Raw genomic sequence first — 23,703 nt, forward strand, 5'->3', positions numbered from 1 at the left:
TGCCGGCAGGCAACATTTTATAAAGAATGTTACCTAACATAAATAAAAATAACCACCTGATAAGCGGTTTGTCGGGTTTGCGGCAAGATGTTTCTCCCGAGTCAAAAAAACGGCAGGCACATAAATCGCCCTGTTTATCGGGAAAACAGAAAACTGCAAGGTAACATTCTTTATATTCTGTTACTTAAGGGAAAGGGCGGACAAAAAACCGGTTTGCGCGTACGCTTGCCGTTATTCGCCCTGTAAGACCTTTGCGCCGCATGAAAAGCGCTTTATTTATGCCGAAAGTTCATTTTTTAAAGTAGGGCGGTTGCCTATGGCAGGAAAGGCAAACAGCTATTTCAAGCGAAAGCTTGGCATATTTATCCTATGCCGCAGAGCGGCGACAGGACGTGGGAGTGCGTGAATGAGCGTGAAAAACAATGTTGTGGCAACATGTCCCCTCGGCACGGCGGACGCGCCGCCGGAGTTTGTCCGTATTGGCGGCAAGCGGTTTTACGCCGGACAGTCGGAAATTGGTTTGGACAGCCTGACCGATGCCGATGCCGTGGCGCTGGGACACATGACGAAACTGAAGAGGCTTTCTCTTTTCAGCAATAACATCCGCGACCTTGCGCCATTGTCGGGGCTGGTGAATCTGGAAGAGCTCAGCATCATGAGCGACGAGATCGGCGACCTTGCGCCGCTGTCGGGGCTGGTGAATTTGGAAAGGCTTGATATCACCGGCGACAAAATCCGCGACCTTGCGCCGCTTTCGGGGCTGGTGAATCTAAAACGCCTTTTTATCATTGGGAGTGAAGTCGATGGGCTTGTGCCGCTGTCGGGGCTTACAAATTTGGAAAGCGTTTCTTTTCTTTTCGGCGACAAAATCCGCGACCTCGCGCCGCTTTCGGGACTGGTAAATCTAAAAGAGCTCAGTATCAAAGGCGGCAACAAAATCAGCGACCTCGCGCCCCTTTCGGGGCTATTGAATCTAAAAGAGCTCAGCGTCATGGGCGACGAGATCCGCGATCTCGCGCCGCTGGCCGGGCTATTGGATCTAAAAGAGCTTAGCATCGGCGGCAATAACATCGGCGACCTCGCGCCGCTCACAAGGCTGGCAAAGCTGGAAAGGCTCAAAATCGGCGACAACAACATCAGCGACCTCGCGCCGCTCGCCGGGCTGGTGAATCTGACAGGGCTCAAGATCGCGGGAGGCAAAATCGGCGGCCTCGCGCCGCTCGCAAGGCTGGCAAAGCTGGAAAGCCTTGAAATAACGGACAATAACATCCGCGATCTCGCGCCGCTGTCGGGGCTATTGAATCTAAAAGAGCTAAGTATCATAAGCGACGAAATCCGCGACCTCGCGCCGCTGGCCGGATTGGTGAATCTGGAAGGGCTCAAGATCGCGGGCGACGAAATCGACAGCCTCGCGCCGCTTTCGGGGCTGGTGAATTTGGGCAGGCTTGATATCACGGGCAACAAAATCCGCGATCTCGCGCCGCTGGCCGGACTGTCAAAGCTGGAAAGACTTGACGTCGGCGGCGACAAAATCGGCGACCTTGCGCCGCTGGCCAGACTGTCAAAGCTGGAAAGGCTTGATATCAGCGGCAACAAAATCAGCGATCTTGCGCCGCTTTCGGGGCTGGTGAATCTGAAATTGCTTGGCGTCAGATTTGGCTCAGGGCTGGCGAAGGGGCAAATCGACAAACTAAAAATGGCATTGCCGGACTGTATGGTGTTTGGGCAACCGACATGGTAGAAAACAGGAACGGGTTCAATTTTGACTCGCCCGAGATCGGGCAGGCCGGCGCGCTGTATCGCGCAAGCCGCATTGGCGGCAAGACGGGGGATGTGAAAACGGACTGAAGGACGCGCCGCAACAAAGTAAAACAGCGTTCCCGGCGCGCCGGGAAGTGGCCGAGCGCCTTGCTTCGGAGGTCGTAACCGGGCTGGAAAAACTCATTGACAAGCGCAGGTCGCTGACATATCATAGACATAAAGGCCAGTATGCTGCCATTATCTTTTGTCCAGCAGCTAAAAAAATATAGTCATGGACCGGCAAGGTAACAGAATGTAAAGAATGTTACCTTGCGTTTTTTCGTCCAGCCAGCAGGCGCGGGGATTCCCGCGCTTTTTTCTTTTGCCCCTTGGCGGTTCGCAGCTCGGGCAGCAGGACTCCGTGGCAGTCCCCACAGGGCAATGTAAACATGGGATCGCCCTCGTCCTTTGCTCGGCGACCGTTTTGCCACTTTTTGAGTTTCTCCGGGGCGGACACGGCCTTGACCAGTACGTCCGGCCGCCCCCGTTTCGCCCCTAACCCCTTGCCGTAGCTGGCGACAAGGCAGTCCACAGTTTCCCGGAGTCCAATGCCCATTTTGGATGCCGACACTAAATAAAGCCCCGTGCAGGCGGCAAAGCCGCCGCCGTTAGATGACAGCGCGCAGGCCAGGCCCGCCGAATTGTATACCCTCATGACCTGGCGGCCGCCTACAAGCTCCTCAAGAGCCGAGCCGTTTTCCCCGGCGACAGGAAATGGACTTCCTGCGCAACCTAAACGGCTCTGTCAAAGTTACACAACCCACAAATCAAGCTGAAGCGGAGAGGGAAGCGTTTTCTGCGGTTACGGTAATGTTCAGCAACGATTCTGAACCGCTTGACAAAGCCAATCACATGCTCGCTTAGCACACGCCGGCTTGAAATGTCGTGGTTGCGGAGCTTGTCTGCCTTGCTCAAAGGTCTTAGTTTGAAACGCTTCTTGGGCAGTACGCAATTGAAGTGGATATTTGCCATCCCTTAACGCCCTGTGTCGGCCTCAAGTACGGTTCCCGATTTCGCATGTGCGCCGGATTCCTTGAAAAGACGCAAGTCGTGCCGTTTCCTGTCGGCAAACGCAAGGCAGAGAACCTTGCCGTCCGCTTTGTTGAATATGGCCCGTGTTTTCAACAGGAAGCCTAATCAATCATGACGTGCGATGCGCGCAGTTCCCGGTTCTCGATATGAGACATTATCGCCGGGCAGTGATCGAGCAAAAAATCGTTTTCCAGGTTTGTCAGGCTCTGTCCGCGCAACTCTTGCAAAACACAGCCGCAAATCTTTTCAATTGTTTCCTGCATTTTTTCCCGCGCAAGGCCATTGCCGCCAAAGGCGGCGGCGAAAAAATTATTGTCGCAAAGCGCCCGCAACAAATCGTAACATTCCCGCAGACGCGGCAAGGACAAAATGCTCCTATGCATCCACTTGTAAAATGGGGTGTAGCGCTTATTGAGCAAATGAATCATCGAGCAGGACTTGCCCACAAACTCGGAAAGCGCCGCCAAAGCCGCAACCGGCTCATTGCGGCGAACGCAGCGGGGATAGTTGTACTGGCCTGTTTGCGCCATTGCCGCCGCCCGGGCCGCTATCTTTTTAACGCGGACATCCTCGGGGTAAAACTCAAGCAACGACTCGCGGATGCTCGAAAACTCCCCTAAAGGGTCATGAAATACCGCCCCATTGGTCGCCTGGGCCAAAAGATGTTCCGGCAGCCGGCGCCATTGCGCCAAGGAGACAGGCGCCCCGGCAATTCCGATAAACTTGCGGTAAAAATCACTTGTGCGAAGGGCTCCGACGCGCCCAGCCGCTTCGGGCGTGTTTTTTCTCTTGGCCTGCCCCAAAGGGGCAGGATCCAGCGCTTCATAGCGCACTTGCAGCTCGGCGCCGATCTCGGCGAAATCCCCGTCCGCGAGCCACAGGCAAAAACTCGGCCCCCAATCGTGGTCCCGTGAAATTTCGTCGTCAAAGCCAAAACACTCGGACCCCTCTCCGGCCAGCCCTGCCGCTATGCGGCCCTGATAGGACGGAAAGCTGTCCCTTATCATTTTTGCGCCCATGTTCTCATAATATTGACGGGCCAATTCCAAGCCTTTCATCAGCATGCGCCCGCGCAGGACGCCTCCGCCCCTTAGGCGGCGGGATTCTGCGCATCCCCCTTTTTCCGCTCGAAGCATATTTTGTTTATAACGGGATTTAATATTCTTTGCGCAGGCTGCATCAACGGCCCCACCAGCAGCGCACACAGCGCCGTGCCTTCACGGACGCCATGCAAACCGCCCATGGCCAGCAAGGACAGCGCTGCCGCAACGAACACAACCGTGCAATCCAAAACAACCTTGACCTGCTGGAAACTCTTTCCGGGAAGCACGCTTGTAATTGCGGCCACCAGACCTTCCATAGGCATATTCACAAGTTTTGTATCAACATACATGGACACGCCGATGGCGTACAAAACGATGCTAATGGCCAACATTGCCAACTTGCCGGCATAGGTGGGAATTTCAAAGCCGCCGAGCACGTGTCTGGCGAAATCCACAAAATATCCAAACAGCGATGAAAACACCAGTTGCGTCAAGTTTATCCATTTGAAGTTTTTGCGCAAAATTATATATTGCAGCAAAATATAACCTGAAAATATCAATATAATACAGATGCCCATGTCTACCTTCGTAACAAGAGAAAGCACGTAAGGGATCGAATTCACGGGGGGTATGCCCAGCTTGGCGTTAATGCCAAACGCCACTCCAAAGGCAAGGCAAAGCAAGCCTATGGCATAAATAAGGATGCGCAAAAATAGTTTTTGACAACACATAGGGGCACCCCTCAACATGCAGATTCCGGCGCGGCACAGGCAGATCGCGCGCGCCATGCCCTGGCTGCCTTGCCCTGCCTCCCGTTGGCCTTTTGATTTTAAAAAGCGACCATCAATGTCCCCAAGTCGCATTTTATGACCCTGCTGTTTTTAAACAGGGGATATTGGCCGCGGTATATTTTGGGCGTGGTAATGTCGCAGGCGCAGCCTGCTTTGGCAATTTTGGCGGCGGCGTTGCCGCTTATGATATTGGAAATTTCTTTAAGGGCCGAATCCATCATTTCGCCAAGTTCGGCCGGATCCATCATGGTTATATGTTGTACGATGCAAAGGGCGGTTACCAGCGGAAAAACAAAATCCACCTCGCCCGGGCGATCGCCTACAAGTCCGATGCTCACGCTTATGTCGCCCGCCTGTCCGACAAGCGCCGGGGCGCAGGGCGCGGGTTGGACAGGCATATTCAGCATCTGGCCGAGCACTTCGCAGGCGCTGTCGGCAAAACAGGCGACAAACTGCTCGGGCTGCGCCATGTCCTGAGGGGCGGGGGGCGATGCCTGCGCCGCGGCGCCGGTGATTTTCCCGTCCTCCCCCACCACGTGGTAGATCAGCCAGCCGATCAATGTCCCGGCAAATTGCTGCATGGTTTTGCGGTTGAAATTGCTTTCAATCAATTTTTTCTCGTGTTGCAGGACGGTAGAAACAAAATCCCTGTGCAATATTTTATGCCCCGGCAGGCCTTCATAGCGCAAAGAAGCCTGCAATTCTTCCTCGTCGGCGAAATGCTTCACAACGTAATTTTTTAAAAACCCAACGGAGCGGGCGCAGGCTGCCCGGCTGTCCGGCCCTTCGCGGCTCATTGCCGCCGCCAAGTCGTCAGCCATCCGAAAAAGTTCTTTATGCTGGCTGTCAATTAGCTCGTTGCCTACGGCATAGGCGTCTTTCCACATTCCCATTTGCCGGCCCCCTTTTTCATTAGGTAACCTATTGCTAAGTGCCTTTGGATGCTATGGCAAAAGATTCTCCCTCTGGCATGGCGGCGTTATTTTTTAAGACAGAGGCGCGGAGAGCATGCCGCCGTGCAGCAAACAACTGTCAGAGGCCGCTACTGATCATGGACGGGAAGCGCCCGTTGCGCCAGGCCGCTTATCCGGCTGCCCAATACCCGCGCCACGTGCACGCCGCTCGCGCTGGCCTGGGCCAGGCCCCTGGTTACGCCCGCCCCGTCGCCTATGGCAAACATGCCTTTGACTGCAGTTTCCAAGTTGCCGTCCAATTCAAGCCTTGAACTGTAAAATTTTACCTCCACCCCGTAAAGCAGCGTGTCGTCATTTTTGGTTCCCGGCGCGATTTTATCCAGGGCGTAAATCATTTCAATTATGTTGTCCATGTGCCGCTTGGGCAAGACCAGGCTCAAATCCCCCGGGGTGGCCGCCAGGGTGGGGACGAGAAAACTTTTCGCCAGCCGCCGGCCGGATGTCCGCCGGCCTTTGATCAAGTCGCCGAAACGCTGCATGATCGCACCGCCGCCCAACATATTGGAAAAAGAAGCGATGCGTTTGCCGTACTGATGGGGCTGGTTGAAAGGATGGGTAAAATTATTGCTGACCAGCAAAGCGAAATTGGTATTGGCGCTGTTTTTGCTCGCGTCATGGTAACTGTGGCCGTTAACGGTTATGATGCCGTCCGTGTTTTCCGTTACGACGTAGCCGTAGGGATTCATGCAAAAAGTGCGTACAAGGTCGCCGTATTGTTTGGTAAGATATACCAGTTTCGCTTCGTAGACCTCGTCGGTGATGTGTTTGAAAATTTCAGCCGGCAGTTCCACCCTTACGCCTACGTCCACCTGATTGTTAAATACCGGCACGCCCAGTTCCCCGCACTGGCCGGCGAACCATTCCGAGCCGCTTCGGCCGGGAGCGGCGATCAGCCAGTCGCTCCTTATTTCCGCGCCTTTGGCCATTTGCAGGGTAAACCCGTCCCTTTTGGCTATTATGCGCTCGACCTTGTCGTTAAAACGCATCAAGACTTTATCTTTCAGCATTTCATACAGCCCGCGCAGGATGCGCATGTTGTTTTCCGTGCCGAGATGCCGCACTTTGGAGCCCAGCAGATGAAGGTCGTGCTCCAGCGCGCGTTTGCCGATCGAGCTGCCAACCGAACTGAAAATGTCTTCCGGCGCGCCCAGAGAAAGGTTTATCCTGTCGACATATTCGATCAAATCCATGACAAGGGCTTCCGGAAGGTAATCGGTAAGCCAGCCGCCAAAATTAGCCGTGATGTTATATTTGCCGTCAGAAAAAGCCCCCGCGCCGCCAAAACCGTGCATTACCGCGCAGCTTGGGCACAAAACGCAGGCGGGGACCTTTTTCTCCGCCAAGGGGCAGCTGCGCGCATAAATATCCTGCCCTTCTTCCAGCAGGATTATTTTTGTTTGGGGAAACTTCCGTGCCAGCTCATAAGCGGCAAAAATGCCCGCCGGCCCGCTGCCGACAATCGCGGCGTCATATTTTTCCGCCATATTTAAACACCAGGCCTTTATTTATTCAGCGCGCCGTTCATTTTTTTAATAGTGCCGCCATGGCGTCATCTGTTATATCCACCGCTTTTACATTGGCCAATACCCGCGAAAGCACTACTTCCAGTTTTTTCTCCTTCGCCACCGTCTCGATCGCTTTGTCTATCCGCTCGGCAATAGTTTTTTGCAAAGCTTCCCGCCGGGCGATCAAGTCGTTTTGCTTTTTCTGGTCGTCGCCCAGCTGCTCCTCGGCGAATTCCCGCAACTGCTTTTTCCGCTCCTGCGTCAATCTTTCCCGCAGGGAAACGGCGTACTCGTCCAGATTTCTTTTCGCGGCGGCGCGGCTTTCCGCAAGCGCATCGTCTATTTCTTTCTGTATCTGGGCGTCTTTTTCTTTTATCTCTTCGTCCGCCTGGGACTTGGCTTCATCTGCCGATCTTTCAAGGTTAGCAAGCTGCGTTTCGGTCAAGAGCGGGGACGAGGCCTTTTTCGTGATTTCATTGAGCTTTTTGTTCGTCTCTTCTTCCACGGACGCGATAAAATCTTGCATCTCCTTATTTTTTCTCTCTAAAAACCCTTTGAATTTTTCATTGAGCGCACTATTTAATTTCTCTTCCCGTTCCTCCACGCCGGCAGCCCATTCTTCCTTAAGCGACTCGTTCGCCTCTTCTTCCATCTCCCGGAGTTCTTCCCGCAACTGCTCTTTTTTGTCGAGCAATAATTCTTCCAAAAGGGCAATCTCCGCGTCCAAGGCGGCTATGTCGCCGAATATGGCTTTCTCCCGCACGATTTTATCGCGGTCAAAAACGCCGATGCGCACCGGGGCTTCGGAACAGCCGCCCAGCAGCGCCAGCGCAAAAACCAGCAAAACAGTCAGAAATATTTTGTTTTTCCTCAAAGCGCATTCACCCTTTTGGCCGATATTCAAGCGTATGCCGCGTAAACCCGCGTCCGTGCCGGACGGTCAGGAAAAATCGGCGCGCCCGGTTATTTTTTGCCGGCTATGTCCGGCCTTAATGCCGCCGCTTCCCGCAGGTAAACATGTTTTATGTCCTTTTGCCCCTTGTCGGTGTTCCACAGCGCCAAGATACGCACGCAGCGCTTTACCGCGCCCGGCGGCTCAATCTCGGCCGCGCCGAAAAGCGGCGTGTCCGCCCAGCCCAAGGCGCGCACGGCCGCCGCCGGAAAGATCGCCGAAAGATCGGGCGTCGAGCTGAAAATAACCGCCGCCAAATCGTCTTCGGCGAAAGAGTTTTGTTCGCACATCGCCAGCCATAGCTCTTTTACGGCATCCATAATTTCATTTTCGCCGTTGCCCGCGCAGGCGGTCGCGCCCCTTACGCCGCGTAGCTTCATGAGAGCGCCTCACAGATGTTTTTCTATAAATTCCTTGATAGCTGCCTTGGGGCGGTAGCCAACCAACCGATCTTTTTCCTGTCCGTCCTTGAACAGCACTAAAGTCGGCACTCCCAAAACCTTGTATTGCGCAGAGGCAAGATCGGCGAAATCGTCAATATTGACTTTCAATACTTGCAATTTCTCCCCGAACTCTTCGCCGGCGCCCGCCAGTTCCGATGCCAGCATGCGGCAGGGGGCGCACCAAGGCGCCCAAAAATCCACGATGACAATGCCCTGCTGGTTCCGGGTCAACTCGGCGAATTTGTCCTCTGCCGTCAAGTTTATAACACCCATGCCATAATCCCTCCGGCTGCCGGCATCGGCAACCTTTAAATTGTACCGAGCGAAGCTCCCGCAGCGAGCCTGAACTGCCGCCGGAAACTGGCCGCGTCCGCGCCCCGGGCTTATAAAATTATAAAGTGAGTAATCAATAAGCCGAGTTCTGTTCCGCCAGCATGGCGGCGGCAATCATTTATCTAGGCCGACGGTTGCCCGGCGGCTCAAGCGACGCAACCCGGAAGGATCGGCGGGCCGCTTCATCCCTTCCCTATTCGGTCTTGCTCCAGATGGGGTTTACCTAGCCAGGCAGTCGCCTGCCTGCTGGTGCGCTCTTACCGCACCGTTCCACCCTTGCCGGCGCCTTGCGGCGATCCGGCGGTACGCATTTCTGTGGCACTGGCCCTAAGGTCGCCCTCGCTGGACGTTATCCAGCATCCTGCCCTATGGAGCTCGGACTTTCCTCGTCTGCGCGCCGCGCTCTGCCACGCCCGAAAAACAACCGTATCCGGCCTTTCCCGCCCCAAAACATCACGGCGGGGAAACGCCGGTCGCCGCTATTTCCCAAGTGTCGCAGAACACGGGCACAGCCGCGATTGCCTTTCATACTCACTTTATATTTTGAGAATATCACATACCGCCCGAACGGTCAACAGGCGGACGGCACTATTTTGAAAACCGGCGGCGGCGAGGCGGCGCGAAAAATGAAACGAACAAAAAAACGCGGGCAGTCCCGGCGCCGGTTTTTGCCGCGCCGGCCATTATTCGCCCAGGAAAATATTGCGGGCCAGCATTTTGTTGTACAGCCAGCCTTTGCCCTCCCGCGGCTGAAATTGGTTGAGCACGGAATCAAGCTCGTCGGCGTAATGCACGATGAATGCCTCTTTTGTCCGGCAGTTGACCGGCGAACCCTTCTCCTGCGCGCCGTGGTGGGAAATTATTATATGAACGATCAGTTGGAGTTTCTCCTCGGGAATCGGCGGATCCATTTTGAGCGCCGCTTCTTCGGCCATTATGGCGCCGATGGCTATATGCCCGAGCAACTTGCCTTCGCCGGTGTACGGGAAGCCTATGTCCCGCGATATTTCGCGCAATTTGCCTATATCGTGCAAAAGGCTGCCGGCGATGATTATGTCCATATTGGCGCCTTTCGCCTTTTCGCCCATGGCGGCGGCTAATTCCGCCGTATCCACCGAATGTTCCAGCAGGCCGCCTATGTAGGCGTGGTGATAGCTCATGCCGGCCGGGTTCGCCCGGAAAGAAGCCATTGTCCGGTCGGAAAAAACCTGGCGCAAAAGCCTCAAGACATCGGCATCTTTTATTTTGCCGAGCAAAAGTTCAAAACGCCGCCCGTATTCGTCCAAATTGACGCCCCCGTCAGGCAAGAGATGGGACAAATCTTCTTCCGGCAAAGGCGGTTCTATTTTCTGTATTAAAAACTGCAATGAGCCGTCGCCGGCAAAACGGTTCAGGTCGATTGTCCCGGTAGCCACAAAAGCGCGCGGCCCGGCCTGGGCGCGAAAAACATCCACAGTATGGCCGTCAAAAGAAACAAAAGGCAGCGCGGCGGTGTTGTCGCTGGCGAACCCGCGGGCGAACACGCCGCCGTTGGCCGAATTGCCAATCTTTTGCACGCGGCACAAAACGATGTGCCTTATTCTGTCTCCGGCTTTAAATTCTGCAAGCATGGTCTGCTCTCCTTCATAACATAAGCAAGGACGGTTCTTCCTCGGCTATCAATATTTTTATCTTGCGGCCTTTGGCGCTTGCGGCGATTTTGTCGGCCAGAAAAGGCAAAACAGGACGCTCCGTTCCCTGATGGCCGGCATCGAGCAGGCTCAGGCCGGCCAACTTCGCCTCCTGCGCCGCGTGGTGGCCCAAATCGCCGGTTACCAATATATCCGCCCCGCCGGCCAGCGCATCCTGCACCAAGTCGCCGCCGGCACCGCCGCAGACGGCCACTTTGCGCACCGGGCGGCCGGCGTCGGCGTAAAGGGCATAGTCCAAACGCAAGGCGGATTTCGCCATAAGGGCAAAATCCCTGACCGTCATCGCCTCTTTCAACGCGCCTATCCTGCCCGCGCCCCATACCCCCGTCCGGTCGTTGGCCAATTCGTATACGTCATAGGCGGCTTCCTCATAAGGGTGCGCAGCCAGCATGGCTTTAAGCACGGCGGCAAGTTTTTCGGCGGGCGCTACCGTTTCTATCCGCGTTTCTTTGACGGAGGACATCTCGCCCTCCCGGCCGGCAAAAGGATGCGTCCCCGCCAGGGGGCGGAAAGCGCCGGTCCCTTTCACGCGGAAAGAGCAGTCGCTGTATTGTCCTATATGCCCCGCCCCTTCCCGCGCCATGGCCGCCATTACCCTGTCGGCGTATTGGTCGGGGACAAAGACCGCTATTTTGCGCAGAAGGCAATGGCCGGACTTTCTTAGTACGGCAACATCCGACAACCCGAGTTTTTGCGCGAGCGCGTCGCTGACGCCGCCCGCGCAAAAATCAAGATTGGTGTGCGCCGCGTAAACGGCGACGTTATCTCTGATGAGCTTGGCCAGCAGGCGCGAGCGCCAATCGGTTTCCGCCAGTTTTTTTATTTCGTGGAAAATCAGCGGGTGATGGGAAATTATCATTTGCGCTTTTTCCCCGGCCGCCTGCCCGGCAACGCCCGGCGTAACGTCAAGGGCGAGCATGACCCGCTCTACCGCCGAAGCGGGACAGCCGCAAAGCAGCCCCACGTTGTCCCATTGCGCCGCCAGATTTTCCGGCGCACATTCGCCCAATACAGCTATTATATCGCCAACCGTTACAGGCATCGCAAACAATCCTCCGCCGCCGCCCAAATTGCCCGCGCCGTTTCGTATCTGGCGCCGCGCGCCGCCGGGCGGCCGTTTTCCATGCTGCGGCAGACGCGGGCGTAACGCGCGGCTATGTTGCCGACATGCCGCTTTAAAAGAGGATGCCCGGCCTCCAAAAGCAGCGGCCCCGCTTCCAGCCGGAAATGGTCATAAACCATGTGTTTCGCGGCGGGATTTTTTTGCGCGAAAATTATTTCATACAATTTTCGCCCCTCCGCCGCCAGCTCCTCCCCCGCGAGCGGCCAGCCGCTGGCGCAAAGCCATGAACGCAGGCGGCCGCCGCCGGTCATGGGCTGCAAGATCAAAGAATCCACCCCTGCGAGCAGATCGGAACCTTTGTCCAATATTTGCGCAATCGTCGACCCTCCCATGCCAGCAATGACAATGGCGTCGACTTCGCCCGACTTGAGCGGGGACAGGCCATATCCTTGCCTTACCTTTATCCGCCCGTCCGCGCCGGCCGCCGCGACGGACGCTGCCGCCGCCCGGCACGGCCCGTCCGCGACATCGACGGCAACGGCAAAATCAATGATCCCTTTTTCAAGCAGCCAAAGCGGCAAATAAGCATGATCGGCGCCGATATCGGCGATCCGCGCACCGGATGGCACAAAGCCGGCGATCTTTTTCAGCCTGTCCGCAAGCCGCATGGCCAAAGCCTCCCCGCAAATAAAAAAGCGAAGTCCAAAACACTTCGCCGCAAAATAAGCTGGTGGGCCCACCTGGGATCGAACCAGGGACCGACCGGTTATGAGCCGGTGGCTCTACCGCTGAGCTATAGGCCCGCGCAACAGGCGGCTGGCAGAAACAAAGCCCCGCAAGCCAACGGATATATTATAATATCAGGCTTTATTTCGTGTCAAGCGGCTATTCCAAAAAATCCCGGAGTTTCCTGCTGCGGGTGGGATGCCTTAACTTGCGCAGGGCTTTTGCCTCTATCTGCCTGATGCGCTCGCGCGTGACGCCAAAAAACCTTCCCACTTCCTCCAACGTGCGCGAACGCCCGTCTTCCAAACCGAACCGCAGCTCCAGCACCTTCTTCTCGCGCTGGGTCAGCGTTTCCAAAACCTCATTGAGCTGTTCGCGCAGCAGGATAAAAGAAGCGGCGTCGGCGGGCGCGGGCGCGTCATGGTCTTCGATGAAATCGCCCAAATGCGAATCTTCCTCTTCGCCTATTGGCGTTTCCAAAGAAACGGGCTCCTGCGCGATCTTCATTATTTCGCGCACCCGCTCGACGGTCGTGTCCATCCCCTGGGCCACTTCCTCCGGCAGGGGCTCGCGCCCCATCTCCTGCAACAACTGCCGGGACACCCTGATTAATTTGTTGATGGTTTCCACCATGTGCACAGGGATGCGAATGGTCCTGGCCTGATCCGCGATCGCCCTGGTTATGGCCTGCCTTATCCACCAAGTGGCGTAAGTGCTGAATTTGTAGCCCTTGGTATAGTCAAATTTTTCCACCGCCTTGATCAAGCCGAGATTGCCTTCCTGGATAAGATCCAAAAACAACATGCCGCGCCCCACATAACGCTTGGCAATGCTCACGACAAGGCGCAGGTTGGCCTCCTCCAGGCAGCGTTTGGCGGCGTCGCCCTGGCTGACGGCTTCATTTAATATATCGTCGTATCTTTTGTTATAGTCGCGCAGCTGGGCGGCGGTTATTTCTTTGTCATTTTGTTTCGCGCGCTTTCCCAGGAGTTTGATTATATAACAAATTTCCAAAAGCTTGTTGGCCTCGCTGCCGCTTTCCGGCGGATTCAGGCGCAGCGGCAAATCATCGGCAAGACTTACGTTGCGCGATTGCAGGTTGCGGACAAGGTAGGACATTTCGCTTTTGGTCAGCTCGCCGGCGGTCGCGACGATGTCTGAATGTTTGGCCTGGTGTTTGTTCCTGCCGGCCAACAGCATATTTTTTGACAATACATAGGAAGAATCTCTCTCCAGCGCCGCCGCCCGTTCCTGCTTGAGCAATTTTTCCACAGATTGCCGCAAAGCGCCGGTTTTGCGGCGTTCATAGTTGAAAGTGAAAAAGCTGGCTATCTCTTCTGGATCGCCGGATAGGATCAGGGACGCGTAAGCGCCTTTGTCCTTCCTCTTGGCCAGTTTTATTTCATCGTCGCCGGTCAGAAGGGGAACGCGCCCAATTTCCTTCAGATACATGCGGACGGGATCGTCGATGCCTATGCCGTCGGGAACAGAGAGGTCTTCGGCCTCGCTTTCCTCGATAACGTGCGCGGCGGCCATGTCCGTAGCATCATCGGCGCCGCCTTGCACATCGTCCATTACGTCTATGCCTTTTTGCGCCAGGAAATCGCATATCTCTTCCATTTCTTCCAGCGTCATTTCTTCACTGTTCGGAACAAAATCAAGTATTTCTTTGTAGGTCAGTACGCCGCCGCGCTCCTTTCCCTTGCAGAGCAGTTCGTCAAAATGCTCCGGCGGTTCCGGGGGGGCTTTTTTTTGAGGCATGTTATCCCTCCTCTCCACAAAAATCACTCTGCTTTCTCATAATTTGCATCCAGCCTGTGAACTCATGCCCTTAAAACAATTTACGGATCTCGTTTTTTATTTTCTGGCTTTTGCCCAATTCCCGCGCAAGGCGGACGTCGCCCGCGCTTTCGTATGCCGCCGCGCGTTTGCGGTGCTCGTCGTATTTTTGTTCCCAGAACGATTTTTCCAGCAGCCTTATGCAATCCTTAGCCAATTGCCCTATGTCCGCCCCTTTGTCCTCATCCACCAGCAAGCCGGCCTCGTCGGTTAAAAGTTCCGCGACCTTTGCCCTGCTTTCATCGCCCAAATAAGGCAAAATGCCGGAAAGCCGCTCGTCCGCCCCTTCTTTGTCCGGCTGTTCGCGCAAAAGGCCGGCAATCTCTTTCAGCTCATGATAACACGGCGCCGCTATGCCTGCGGTTTCCTCGCCTTCCGCGCCGGCTTCCTGCCGAATGCCGCCCCAACGGTTGCTTAGCCGCGTTTGCATGTCTTCAACCCATTCCATAGCTTCCGGCCTTTGGGCTATCGCCCAGATGAGCTGCTTTTCCGCTTCCGCCCGCGCGCCCTTGCCTTTGCGCAATTGAGCCGCAGGGACGGGCCGGGGGGAAAGCGCGCCGTATTTTTTTTGCCTGGAAAGATATTTATTGAACTCGCCGGCAATCGCCGCTTCGTCTATGGTCAGCTCGCGCGCCAGTTCCGATATGGCGTTTTGCGTCTCCAAGCTGTTTCCCAACTCCGCGATCACCGGGATAATGTTCGACACGGCTTCGACTTTTCCTGCCAAAGTGGAAAAATCTGTTTGCGACAAAACAAAAGCCTTTTGAAACGCCCAACCGTCGGGAGCCTGCCGGAGCAAAGCGGAAAACTTCTCCGCGCCGAATTTTAAAATAAACTCGTCCGGATCTTTGGCTCCGTCAAGCAATATGGCCTTTGTCCTAACGCCCGCCGCCCGCGCGATGGAAACGGCGCGCATCGCCGCCTTGCGCCCGGCCGGGTCGCTGTCATAGCAAAAAACCAGTTCTTTGGCGACCCGCGCGATTAAATTCGCTTGTTCGGGCGAAAACGCCGTGCCCATTGAAGCGACCGCGTTCGTGAACCCGGCGGCGTGCAGCGCGATGGCATCCATATACCCTTCCACCACGATTGCCGCGCCAGAGGACTTTATTTGCGCAAGCGCCAAGTCCAGGCCATACAGCAAATGCCTTTTGTTAAAAACTCCGCTTTCCGCCGTGTTAAGATATTTGGGCTGCCCTTCGCCCAACAGCCGGCCGCCGAAACCTACCACATTGCCGCGGGGATCCTTGATCGGTATCATGAGGCGCGAACGGAAAACATCATAACAATCGCCGCCTTCCCGGAGGGCGGCCAGCCGCGCTTTCAGCAAAAGTTCGAGGCTGACCTCTTTTTGCATGAAAGCCTTGCACAAAGATTTGCCCCCGCCCAAAGCCACTCCTAAGGAAAAGCGCCCCGCCGTGCCGGCGTCTATGCCGCGCCCGGATAGGTAAGCCCTGGTCTCTTGCCCGAAAGCGGTCTTTTGCAGACAGGCGGCAAAATAATTGACGGCCAGCGCGTTGACGGCGTAAATCTCCCCGGCTTCGTCATCTTTTTTCCTCTGCCGCCCGGCCTTGCGCCCATCGGGAACCGGTACGCCAAATTTGCCGGCGATCAGCTCGAGCGCCTCCGAAAAAGACAGATCCCCGATTTTCTGGGCGAAGGCGATGGCATCGCCACCGGCACCGCAGCCGAAACAATAGAAAAGGCCCTTGTCCGGGCTGACCGAAAAAGACGGGGTCTTTTCCTGATGGAACGGGCAGCAGCCCCAGAACTTGCCGCCGCGCTTTTTCAGCGTTACGTGCTCGGATACCAAGCTGACGATATCGCAGCGGTTTTTCACCGTTTGGATAAAGTCCTTATAAGAATCGTCCATTTTCGTTTGTCTTGCCTTTTTGTTTATCAGCTCTAAAATGTATATTCCATAATTTTCTTTTATTTCCTCTTTTATAAAAAATTCCGGGAAAATCTTTTTGCGCAGAACCGCAAAGCGGCGGCGCGGCCGAAAATATTAAAACACAGTTAAGTTATCGGCCGTCCGGCGCGTGTCTGCGCAGCGGAGCCTGATAGTCGCTCTCCAGAACCGGCTGGAAAATTCCGTCAACGCCCTTGGTACGGCCTCCGAAAACAGCGGCGCGGCCGAATCGCGCATCCGCGACGCCGATCTGGCGGCCGAAATGTCCGGCTGCCTCAAAGAAAACGTCAAGGCGCAAGCCGCCCAGTCCATGCTGGCGCAGGCCAACGCCCGCGCCGGGCGAGCGCTCGACTTGTTGCGGCAATAAAGGCCAAAGGCCGTAGAAAACACGCACGCAAGCCAAAGATTTATAGCTTTGAACCGCGTGTTGCGTTGCTTTTTGGGGCCGTCCCTGGCTGACGAAGGCTCTTGCGGACTTTGGGCAAAACGCGGCCATGCGCCTGTTTGTCCGCCGCCGGCTTGGCAGCGCGCCGCTTTAAATCCTTGCCCTGACTTGTTCCCCGGCGTAAACTTTGCCCGGCACAGTTTGCTTTTTGCCTGCGGCTATGGAAATTTATTTGTGCAAGCCGCCACAGCCTTATGTTATAATTTATACGTAAGCTTACCGATGCCCTTCCCGAATCAAAAGCACACTGTCTTTGCGGCTGGTTTGCCGCCCTGCTTTGCCCTGAAGCCTCGCCGGGCCCATGGCGTTTTGCTGCGCGCAAGGCGGCAAATTATCTCGCAAATCTCAAGGAGCGTTTTGATCCGGGAACAATGCAAATTTGACCGGGCCGGCACCTGGTTGTTTTGATTCTGAACTGGTTCGCCGCAAGGCGGCGCGGGGGCAAGCATGAGAAAGTTTTTGTTCGTCCTGGCGGTTTTCCTGGCCTTCGCCGCCACAGGCGCGGACGGCGGCGAAGCCGCCAAGCAGCGGCCGGTCATCACCTGCGCGAAACAGCGTTTTGACCCGTCGCAGGGCTTGTATTTTCTGGAAGGCAACGTTTATGTGGCCGTCTCCGACAGGACAATCACCGCCGACAAAGCGTCGGTGGACATAGCCGGCCTCAAAGTCTGGGCGCAGGGCAACGTAACGCTGAAACAGGGCGACATCACGTTTACCGGCGACAGCCTGTACGTGGACGGCGGCAAGAATACCGCCGAAATAACCGGGCATCTTTTCTTTGCGCGCGACGGCCTGTCGATGACCGCCGAATACGCCGAATTTAACTGGAAAACAAAAATAGCCCATCTTACGGGCAATGTGGTGGTAAACCGGCAGGGCGAGGAGGCCCGTTGCGAATCCTTGCGCTACCATGTCAAAGAAAACCGTTTCCTGCCTTGAGCTCCGGGCAAAGGATTGCGCAGGGGGCATCCGCGTTGGCGGGCGCCCCCTGCGCAGTTTCGCGATTTATAACGTGGACGCCGCTAACTCGGTATGGCGCTCTCGCAGGGAACGCCCACCTGGCAGAAGCCGCAGCCGTAACCGTCAAGGCCGAAATGCTCTTTGATGTAAGCGGGCGTTTCCCCGTGCAAAAAGTCGTAGCACTTCCTTTTGTCATGCCCGCCTTCCAACGTGATCGCGCCGGCCGGGCATTTTTTCGCGCACAGGCCGCAGGTTCCCTTGCGATGGTAAAGGCAGTATTCATAAATGTCTTTGTAAGGACGGGCGTCCGGCGCGATCTTTAGTTTCGCCACGACGGAGCCGAGCCGGTGGGCTTTGCCGACTTGCGTAATCAACGCGTCGCACAAGCCGAAAGTTCCATGCCCTGCGGCGTAAGCGGCATGCCGTTCCGACCATTTGGAAGAGTAAACCCGCCGGACATTCTCCAACCGCCGCCACTCCGGATGCAGCATGGGAGCGCCAGCCTCGTAGCCGGCCGCGCGCAGCGCGTCCGTCACATGAAGGCGCAGCGCATCGTTCGCCTTTTCCCCGATGATCCTGGCCCTTGCCCAGCGTTCGGACGGATTGGCCGTTTCCCGGCGCAGGGACTCTTTGGTTGCCGCAGTCTGCGGCAGTATCCAGCTGATTACGGCAAGTTCTTCCGCCGCCGCCCGGGAATCCGGGTAAAATTTGGCGAAAGCTTCCGCCGGCAGCCAATGTTCTTCACTGCAAACTTCGGGGGTTTTATATTTTTGAAAAAGCTCGTCCGCCCCGGACGCGAACCTTACCACGGGCATCCCCCAGATTTTTTCCTCCCCGAAAGCCTCCCCCATGCGGTTGACGGGGCTTGTCGCCATAAAATCCTGAATCATGGAAACAATCCAACTTTTCTCTTCCATATCAACTTCCCCCTTTGGCTCAATTTGGCCTTGTTATTTACTTTTCAGCGTAAATACCGCTATTTCGGGCGGGCATCCGAACCGGAAAGGGAACCAGCCGCTCACGCCGGTGCTGACATACCCATACAGGCCGCCTTTTCCATAAACGCCCCGTATGTACTTAAAAGCTTCCCTGTAAAGCGGCCGCCCGAACAATCCGACTTGCGTGCCGTGCGTATGCCCGGCGAGGGTCAGATCGATCCCCTGGGCAAAAGCTTCGTCAATGGCGGCCGAGTGATGGCTGAGCAATATTTTTGTCGCCTCCCGTGGGACGCCCTCCAAGGCCGCTTTGAGCATGCGGCCATATTCACGGCTCCGCGCGTCCGGGTCGCGCGCAAAAGAATAGTCGACGCCGAGCATGTAAAGGGGACTGGCTGTCCCCAACAGGCGGGCGCTCGCGTTTTTCAGCACTACGGTTTTGCTTTTGGCCAGGCTTTCCGCGACCGTCCGTTCGCCGCGCATGTATTCGTGGTTGCCCCATACATAGTATATGCCGTACGGAAAGCAGCCGGCGAATTCATCCAGGACGGCCGCCATGTCGGCTGCCTGGCTTGCGTCGTCAATCAGGTCGCCGGTAATGGCCATGGCGTCGGGATTTTCCGCCCGGGCCTGTTCCAAGACGGAACGCAAATCGGCCAAAGAAAAAAACATGCCGAGATGCAAGTCGGTCAAATGCGCGATCTTAAACCCGTCCGCCTCCGGGTCAAGGTTTGGCAGGATCAGTTCCCGCCGGGAGGTAGTTACCGTTACGCTTTCATAAAAAGCGCCGTAGCCGCTCACGGCGAAAGCAAAAACAAGCGCGGCGGCTCCCCCGGCCTTGATTGCGCCCGCCGCGGCCGGTCCCGCCGCGAAAGTTGCCGCGCCTCCGAAAAGAAAAAACGGCAAAAGGATGATTTGCCCCACAAACCAAAAAACGCAGAAGCGGCTGATGAATTCCGCGCCGGGCAAAGCTTTTGTCCAGGCGAGGGTTGCCCCCCAAGCCGCCGCGGCATTAAACAGCAAAAAAACAAAAACCGCGCCCTTTTTCGCCGGAAGGCGCAAAACCCGCATCCCCAGCATACAGTTGGCGAAAGCGATGAAGAAGGCCAGCCCCAGCGCAATTGTCGTAAAAAAACCCGGGCCGCGCAAAGCGCACCTCCCTGTTGCCTTGTCGCGTGGCGGGCGGACGCGCCGCGCGACAAGGCAACATTTTAAAATCAGCCGTTTTTGATCTTTTTGAGTTTTTCCAAGGTATAATCAACGGCGTCATCGTCTATGCCGTAATGAGTAACCATGCGAAACCGCCCGGCGCCAAACTTGTTGGCAAGCACCCCTTCCGCTTTCAGGGCGGCGGATATCCTGTCCGGGTCGTCGGCGGGCACGATCACGATATTGGTTTTGACGGCGGCCGCGTCAAATTCAAAACCCAGGGCCAGGCAGCCCTCGGCTAAAGCGCGGGCGCGGCGGTGATCATCCTCCAACCGCTCCGCCATTTCATTGAAAGCGACAAGGCCGGCCGCCGCCAATATACCGGCCTGCCGCATCCCGCCGCCCATTCTTTTGCGCGCGCGGCGCGCCTTCGCGATAAATTCCGCCGCGCCGGCCACCACGGCGCCGACCGGCGCGCCCAGGCCTTTGGACAGGCAGATGGAAATACTGTCGACATGCGCCGTTATAGAAGAAAGTTTGACTTTCAGGGCAACGGCGGCGTTCATGACGCGCGCGCCGTCCATATGCACCTTTATTCCGTATTTTCGCGCCACGGCGGCCACGCCGGACAATTCTTCCAGGCGGTAATAATTCCCGCCCGCGTGGTTGTGGGTGTTTTCCAAGCAAATCAATTTAGTCAAAGGCTGGTGCACGTCGTTGGCTGGCCTGACATAGCTTTCAAGCACATCCGGCGCCAAAACGCCGTTGCGCCCTTTGACCGGCCTGGCCTGCGCGCCGGACAGCCCGGCTATGCCGGCACCTTCGTACAAAAACACGTGCGCCGACTCCTCGCAGATAACCTCGTCCCCGCGCCCGGCATACGACATGACGGCGGCCTGGTTGCCCATGGTGCCGCTCGCGGCAAACATCGCCGCTTCCATGCCGCAGGCGGCGGCTACCGTTTTCTCCAGCAGGTTGACCGTTGGGTCTTCACCGTACACGTCGTCGCCTACCTGGGCGGAGGCCATGGCCAAACGCATTTTTTCGGTCGGAACGGTTACGGTGTCGCTGCGCAAATCAATCATTTTCCCTGTAGCCTCCCTAAAAGTCTTTAACCCCTAAACATCTATATACGCGTCAAGCCGGTTCAGTTCCTGCCGACATTCGCGCCAGGCGGGCGATATTTTCTCTAAAAGGCGCCAAAAATGCTGGCTGTGGTCAAGAAATTTAAAATGGCACAACTCATGCGCGACTACGTAGTCAATAAGTTGCGGCGGCAGATGCGCCAAGCGGTTGCTGAAACAAAGCTCGTTTTTAAACGGCCGGCACACCCCCCACCGGCTGGTCATTTTACGGTTTTTGACTGCCGGCGGGACGGCAATGTCCAGAAAAGGCGCGCAAAGAGGCAAAACGCGGGCAAGCGAAAGATCAATCAGCGGCGGCAAGAGGCGGGCGAACATTTTTTCCAGGAGCGCCCTGCGCCTGTCGGCGGGCGCATCCGGCCGGCAGCGCAGGATTATCCCGCCGCCGGCGATTTCCGCCCGCTCCGCTTCTGCCGGAAAACACGCAAGCGCCAAGGGCTCGCCCAGATAATAGAAAACATCGCCCGGCAAATAAGTATGCTTGGGCGCCAGCAACGGCAATATCCTTTGCAGTTGTTTTTCCAGCCACGGCTTGTGCCGGTTGAAAAAATCCCGCGCGTATGCGTCCGGCGTGTTGAGCGGCACGGAAAAAACCACTCGCGCCGTTTTCGGGTATACGCGCAAAATCAATTGCCGGCGCCTTTTGCGCTCGTATTCTATGGGGATTGTATAAGTGTCGCCGCCGCTCGTTACGGCGAGACGATAATCCGGATCCATCCTTGCCTTTGCCATGAAATTCTCAAAAAACATCTTCGCCCGCAAAATATTTCACGGAAAAAGAAATTACCTCAACATCAAAGTGGCCGGCTATGATATTTTTCGCCAGTTCCGCCTGTTTCTCCAACACCCGGCGGTCGCTGCCCGCCCAGGCCATGCCGACGGCCGCGCGCCGCCACAAATCGTGAAAGTCCGTTTCCGCCGCCGAAGCGCGCGTGCGCGCCCTTATTTTCTCCACGGCGCTTTTGACGATTTGCCGTTTGTCTTTTAAAGAATTGGCGGCCGGCAGGAAAAGTTCGGCGGCGGCCAAAACAAAAATAACTCCCATCAGGCGCCTCCCGCGCGTTTGCGGCGAAAGCCGCCCAGATCCCGGCTACTTTATGCCGTTCAAAATGCCGGCCAGTTCCGCGGCGCCCGGATCGCCCTGGGACACCGTAACGATCGCCTTGCCGCCAATGCGCACCACGTTGCCTTCCGCCACCGCCGCCGCGCTGACGGGGCCGGCGTGATATACGAAAGCCAAATTGCCGGCTATGAGATAGGCCCGTTCCAGCCCGCTCATGCCGGCGGCTGCGGCCGGTTTCAGGAAAGGCTTGCCGTTTACCTTTACCTCGCCCGTGTTTTCGTCCACGGCGACTTTGTTGTTGCTATATGCCGTGAGCTTTTTCGCGTAATTGGCGCGCCGGTCTTTTTCGGACGGATGGGTGGAAGGGTTAAATATGCTGCTGAAAAAGTTCGCGCCCGCCTTGGCCTTGGTGTTATCAATGACGCGCTGCCACACGGCGGCCGGCGCGCCCACATTATAGCCGGCGTCCGCCAGATAAACGAAGGCTATGTTGTCGGCTTCCCATTCGTTGGGCTTGGTTATGCCGGCGTTTTTCACATTGACCGCGACCACGTCCGCCGCCAGCCTTCCCGCCCCGCTCAAATCGGCGCCGACGGCTTTTTGCAGGAACTCGACCGTCAATTTCTTCTTCGCTCCCTCAATCGGGTGATTTCTCTGGCCGTGCACCATTTCATGGGCGACGACTGCGGCGACCTTGTCCTCATTGTTGTCAAAAAAATAAAAAACGCCCGCGTTTACGGAAATGTTATGCCCCAAAGTGCAAAAGGCGTTAAAATCCTCCTGCGTGTTGACAAAATAATTGTAGGGCCGCTCTTTGATGGAAGGCTCGGTCTTGGCGACAGTCGCGGACAGCCTTTGCATTATCCTGTCGAGCACGGCGTTCATCGTAGGATCGGCGCTGACGCCTTCAGATTTTTTGATTTCCGCGAAAAGTTCGCCGCGCCCGTCATTGTCGTAATATTCAAGCGATTTTTTGATTTTTCCCTGCTCCTGGGCAGCGCCTATAATATTGCCGATTTTAATGGCGCCCGCAGGCGGCGGCGAAAATGACGCCACAACCGCCAATGACAGCAGAAGGCCTAATGCCCGGGAAAAAGTTTTTGATGCGATATTTCTTAAATACGGCATGTCTCCACTCCTTTTGACGATAGTTTGCTGACGGGCAGGCGCGCCCGCCGCCCCTGAAAGGCAGGCGCTTGCAACTTTGCCTCGCCTGTTACAATATTTATTCTATCATTATTTTCCTTAAAAGCAAATCTTATACAGTTCTTGTAGCTTTCCAAAAAATCTGCGAAAAATTTCCACTTTCTTTGCGAAAAACGCGAACGAATAAAAATACAAAAAACCTTCCCTTGCTCTGTTGGCAGCGAAAGTTTTCTTTCGTTAATGCTATGGTTGTTTTCCTCTCAAGTTCTCCATGAGCTTCTTTGCCACGGCGTAGATCACGGAGACGGTCATCGGTTGACGGCCTGCTTGTATAGCCGGCTGTCGGATATGCCTGTGCCTGCGCTTTGGGCGGCAAGGCAGTGGCTGTCCGGGAAGGCTTGCAGCCGGAAGCGCTCCAGCGGTGTCAGCTTCCTGACCCGCGCCCCGGGCAGCAGGACTCCGTGGCAGTCCCCACAGGGCAATATGAACATGGGATCGTTTTCAGCTTTTATGCGGCGGCCATGCTGCCGCTTTTTGAGTTTGTCCGGGGCGGACACGGCCTTGGCCAGTACGCCCGGCCGGCCCTATTTTGCTCCCAGCCCTTTGCCGTAGCTGGCGACAAGGCAGTCCGCAATGCCTCGAAGTTTATAGTCAAATACTTTTAAAACAGTAGCAAAGAGCGTCATCAAAACAAGAAAAATTAGCGAGCGTTCTGCGCAGTTTAGCTTTTAGCCATGCCCAAAAGTTTTCAATTGGATTCAA

Annotated in this window: 23 protein-coding genes, 1 tRNA gene, 1 other RNA gene and 2 pseudogenes; 3 read left to right on the forward strand and 24 right to left on the reverse strand. The window is 56.0% G+C overall.

Annotated features, from left to right (window positions below; genetic code table 11):
- The first annotated feature begins 406 nt into the window (after nt 1-406).
- On the forward strand, nt 407-1,741 hold the full coding sequence (locus LBO03_08465; protein ID MDR3349608.1) for a leucine-rich repeat domain-containing protein: 1,335 nt from the start codon (nt 407-409) through the stop codon (nt 1,739-1,741).
- Nucleotides 1,742-2,065: 324 nt separating this feature from the next.
- On the opposite strand, the gene LBO03_08470 is transcribed toward LBO03_08465, so the two are convergent.
- The 17 genes and pseudogenes from LBO03_08470 to dnaG all read right to left on the reverse strand — a co-directional run bounded on the left by LBO03_08470 (nt 2,066) and on the right by dnaG (nt 16,062).
- Entirely contained in the window at nt 2,066-2,455 is a 390-nt protein-coding gene (locus LBO03_08470) for a hypothetical protein (protein MDR3349609.1), read from the reverse strand.
- Between the two features lie 77 nt (nt 2,456-2,532).
- The gene (locus LBO03_08475; protein ID MDR3349610.1) at nt 2,533-2,772 is read right to left on the reverse strand and encodes a transposase; all 240 of its coding nucleotides are present in this window, start codon (nt 2,770-2,772) and stop codon (nt 2,533-2,535) included.
- 161 nt (nt 2,773-2,933) lie between these two features.
- Nucleotides 2,934-3,896 (reverse strand): DUF4037 domain-containing protein, encoded by a 963-nt coding sequence (locus tag LBO03_08480; protein MDR3349611.1) that lies wholly within the window; start codon nt 3,894-3,896, stop codon nt 2,934-2,936.
- 26 nt (nt 3,897-3,922) lie between these two features.
- Entirely contained in the window at nt 3,923-4,606 is a 684-nt protein-coding gene (locus LBO03_08485; protein MDR3349612.1) for a DUF6198 family protein, read from the reverse strand.
- Nucleotides 4,607-4,704: 98 nt separating this feature from the next.
- Complete coding sequence (locus tag LBO03_08490; protein MDR3349613.1) at nt 4,705-5,559, reverse strand: bacteriohemerythrin; 855 nt, start codon at nt 5,557-5,559, stop codon at nt 4,705-4,707.
- Nucleotides 5,560-5,708: 149 nt separating this feature from the next.
- Nucleotides 5,709-7,124, reverse strand: a complete 1,416-nt coding sequence (locus LBO03_08495; protein ID MDR3349614.1) for an NAD(P)/FAD-dependent oxidoreductase — start codon at nt 7,122-7,124, stop codon at nt 5,709-5,711.
- A 37-nt stretch (nt 7,125-7,161) separates the two neighbouring features.
- Entirely contained in the window at nt 7,162-8,019 is an 858-nt protein-coding gene (locus tag LBO03_08500; protein ID MDR3349615.1) for an OmpH family outer membrane protein, read from the reverse strand.
- Nucleotides 8,020-8,108: 89 nt separating this feature from the next.
- Complete coding sequence (aroH, locus tag LBO03_08505; GenBank protein ID MDR3349616.1) at nt 8,109-8,477, reverse strand: chorismate mutase; 369 nt, start codon at nt 8,475-8,477, stop codon at nt 8,109-8,111.
- 9 nt (nt 8,478-8,486) lie between these two features.
- The gene (trxA, locus tag LBO03_08510; GenBank protein ID MDR3349617.1) at nt 8,487-8,813 is read right to left on the reverse strand and encodes a thioredoxin; all 327 of its coding nucleotides are present in this window, start codon (nt 8,811-8,813) and stop codon (nt 8,487-8,489) included.
- 121 nt (nt 8,814-8,934) lie between these two features.
- Nucleotides 8,935-9,284, reverse strand: an RNA gene (rnpB, locus tag LBO03_08515) — RNase P RNA component class A.
- 272 nt (nt 9,285-9,556) lie between these two features.
- Nucleotides 9,557-10,483, reverse strand: coding sequence for an HD domain-containing protein (locus tag LBO03_08520; GenBank protein MDR3349618.1), 927 nt, complete (start codon nt 10,481-10,483; stop codon nt 9,557-9,559).
- A 13-nt stretch (nt 10,484-10,496) separates the two neighbouring features.
- The gene (locus LBO03_08525; GenBank protein ID MDR3349619.1) at nt 10,497-11,606 is read right to left on the reverse strand and encodes a Nif3-like dinuclear metal center hexameric protein; all 1,110 of its coding nucleotides are present in this window, start codon (nt 11,604-11,606) and stop codon (nt 10,497-10,499) included.
- Nucleotides 11,597-12,295, reverse strand: a complete 699-nt coding sequence (locus LBO03_08530; GenBank protein MDR3349620.1) for a class I SAM-dependent methyltransferase — start codon at nt 12,293-12,295, stop codon at nt 11,597-11,599. The genes LBO03_08525 and LBO03_08530 overlap by 10 nt, the downstream gene beginning before the upstream one ends.
- 60 nt (nt 12,296-12,355) lie before the next feature.
- Nucleotides 12,356-12,430 (reverse strand) — tRNA-Ile (locus tag LBO03_08535).
- Between the two features lie 82 nt (nt 12,431-12,512).
- Nucleotides 12,513-13,241: pseudogene (gene rpoD / locus LBO03_08540) on the reverse strand (RNA polymerase sigma factor RpoD).
- Nucleotides 13,242-13,724: 483 nt separating this feature from the next.
- Nucleotides 13,725-14,114: pseudogene (locus LBO03_08545) on the reverse strand (RNA polymerase sigma factor RpoD).
- A gap of 70 nt (nt 14,115-14,184) precedes the next feature.
- The gene (gene dnaG, locus LBO03_08550) at nt 14,185-16,062 is read right to left on the reverse strand and encodes a DNA primase (protein MDR3349621.1); all 1,878 of its coding nucleotides are present in this window, start codon (nt 16,060-16,062) and stop codon (nt 14,185-14,187) included.
- Nucleotides 16,063-16,231: 169 nt separating this feature from the next.
- On the opposite strand from dnaG, the gene LBO03_08555 reads away from it, so the two are divergent.
- Both LBO03_08555 and LBO03_08560 read left to right on the forward strand, forming a co-directional pair.
- Entirely contained in the window at nt 16,232-16,468 is a 237-nt protein-coding gene (locus LBO03_08555) for a hypothetical protein (protein MDR3349622.1), read from the forward strand.
- Between the two features lie 525 nt (nt 16,469-16,993).
- The gene (locus LBO03_08560) at nt 16,994-17,485 is read left to right on the forward strand and encodes a hypothetical protein (protein ID MDR3349623.1); all 492 of its coding nucleotides are present in this window, start codon (nt 16,994-16,996) and stop codon (nt 17,483-17,485) included.
- An 83-nt stretch (nt 17,486-17,568) separates the two neighbouring features.
- Here LBO03_08560 and LBO03_08565 read toward each other — a convergent pair whose 3' ends face one another.
- The 7 genes from LBO03_08565 to LBO03_08595 form a co-directional block, all read right to left on the reverse strand.
- Nucleotides 17,569-18,423, reverse strand: a complete 855-nt coding sequence (locus LBO03_08565) for a hypothetical protein (protein ID MDR3349624.1) — start codon at nt 18,421-18,423, stop codon at nt 17,569-17,571.
- A 33-nt stretch (nt 18,424-18,456) separates the two neighbouring features.
- Nucleotides 18,457-19,590, reverse strand: a complete 1,134-nt coding sequence (locus LBO03_08570) for a metallophosphoesterase (GenBank protein ID MDR3349625.1) — start codon at nt 19,588-19,590, stop codon at nt 18,457-18,459.
- Nucleotides 19,591-19,658: 68 nt separating this feature from the next.
- Nucleotides 19,659-20,675 carry a PLP-dependent transferase gene (locus LBO03_08575; GenBank protein MDR3349626.1) on the reverse strand — a complete coding sequence of 339 codons (1,017 nt, stop codon included), beginning with the start codon at nt 20,673-20,675 and terminating at the stop codon, nt 19,659-19,661.
- 33 nt (nt 20,676-20,708) lie between these two features.
- The gene (locus LBO03_08580; protein ID MDR3349627.1) at nt 20,709-21,482 is read right to left on the reverse strand and encodes a M48 family metallopeptidase; all 774 of its coding nucleotides are present in this window, start codon (nt 21,480-21,482) and stop codon (nt 20,709-20,711) included.
- Entirely contained in the window at nt 21,472-21,777 is a 306-nt protein-coding gene (locus LBO03_08585) for a DUF503 domain-containing protein (GenBank protein MDR3349628.1), read from the reverse strand. Before LBO03_08585 ends, LBO03_08580 begins: the two co-directional genes overlap by 11 nt.
- A 45-nt stretch (nt 21,778-21,822) precedes the next feature.
- Nucleotides 21,823-22,923, reverse strand: a complete 1,101-nt coding sequence (locus tag LBO03_08590) for a M48 family metallopeptidase (protein MDR3349629.1) — start codon at nt 22,921-22,923, stop codon at nt 21,823-21,825.
- A gap of 326 nt (nt 22,924-23,249) precedes the next feature.
- Nucleotides 23,250-23,498, reverse strand: coding sequence for a DNA cytosine methyltransferase (locus tag LBO03_08595; GenBank protein MDR3349630.1), 249 nt, complete (start codon nt 23,496-23,498; stop codon nt 23,250-23,252).
- Nucleotides 23,499-23,703 lie beyond the last annotated feature (205 nt).

It is taken from the genome of Acidaminococcales bacterium (assembly GCA_031290885.1).
In the GTDB taxonomy this organism is placed as follows: domain Bacteria; phylum Bacillota; class Negativicutes; order Acidaminococcales; family JAISLQ01; genus JAISLQ01.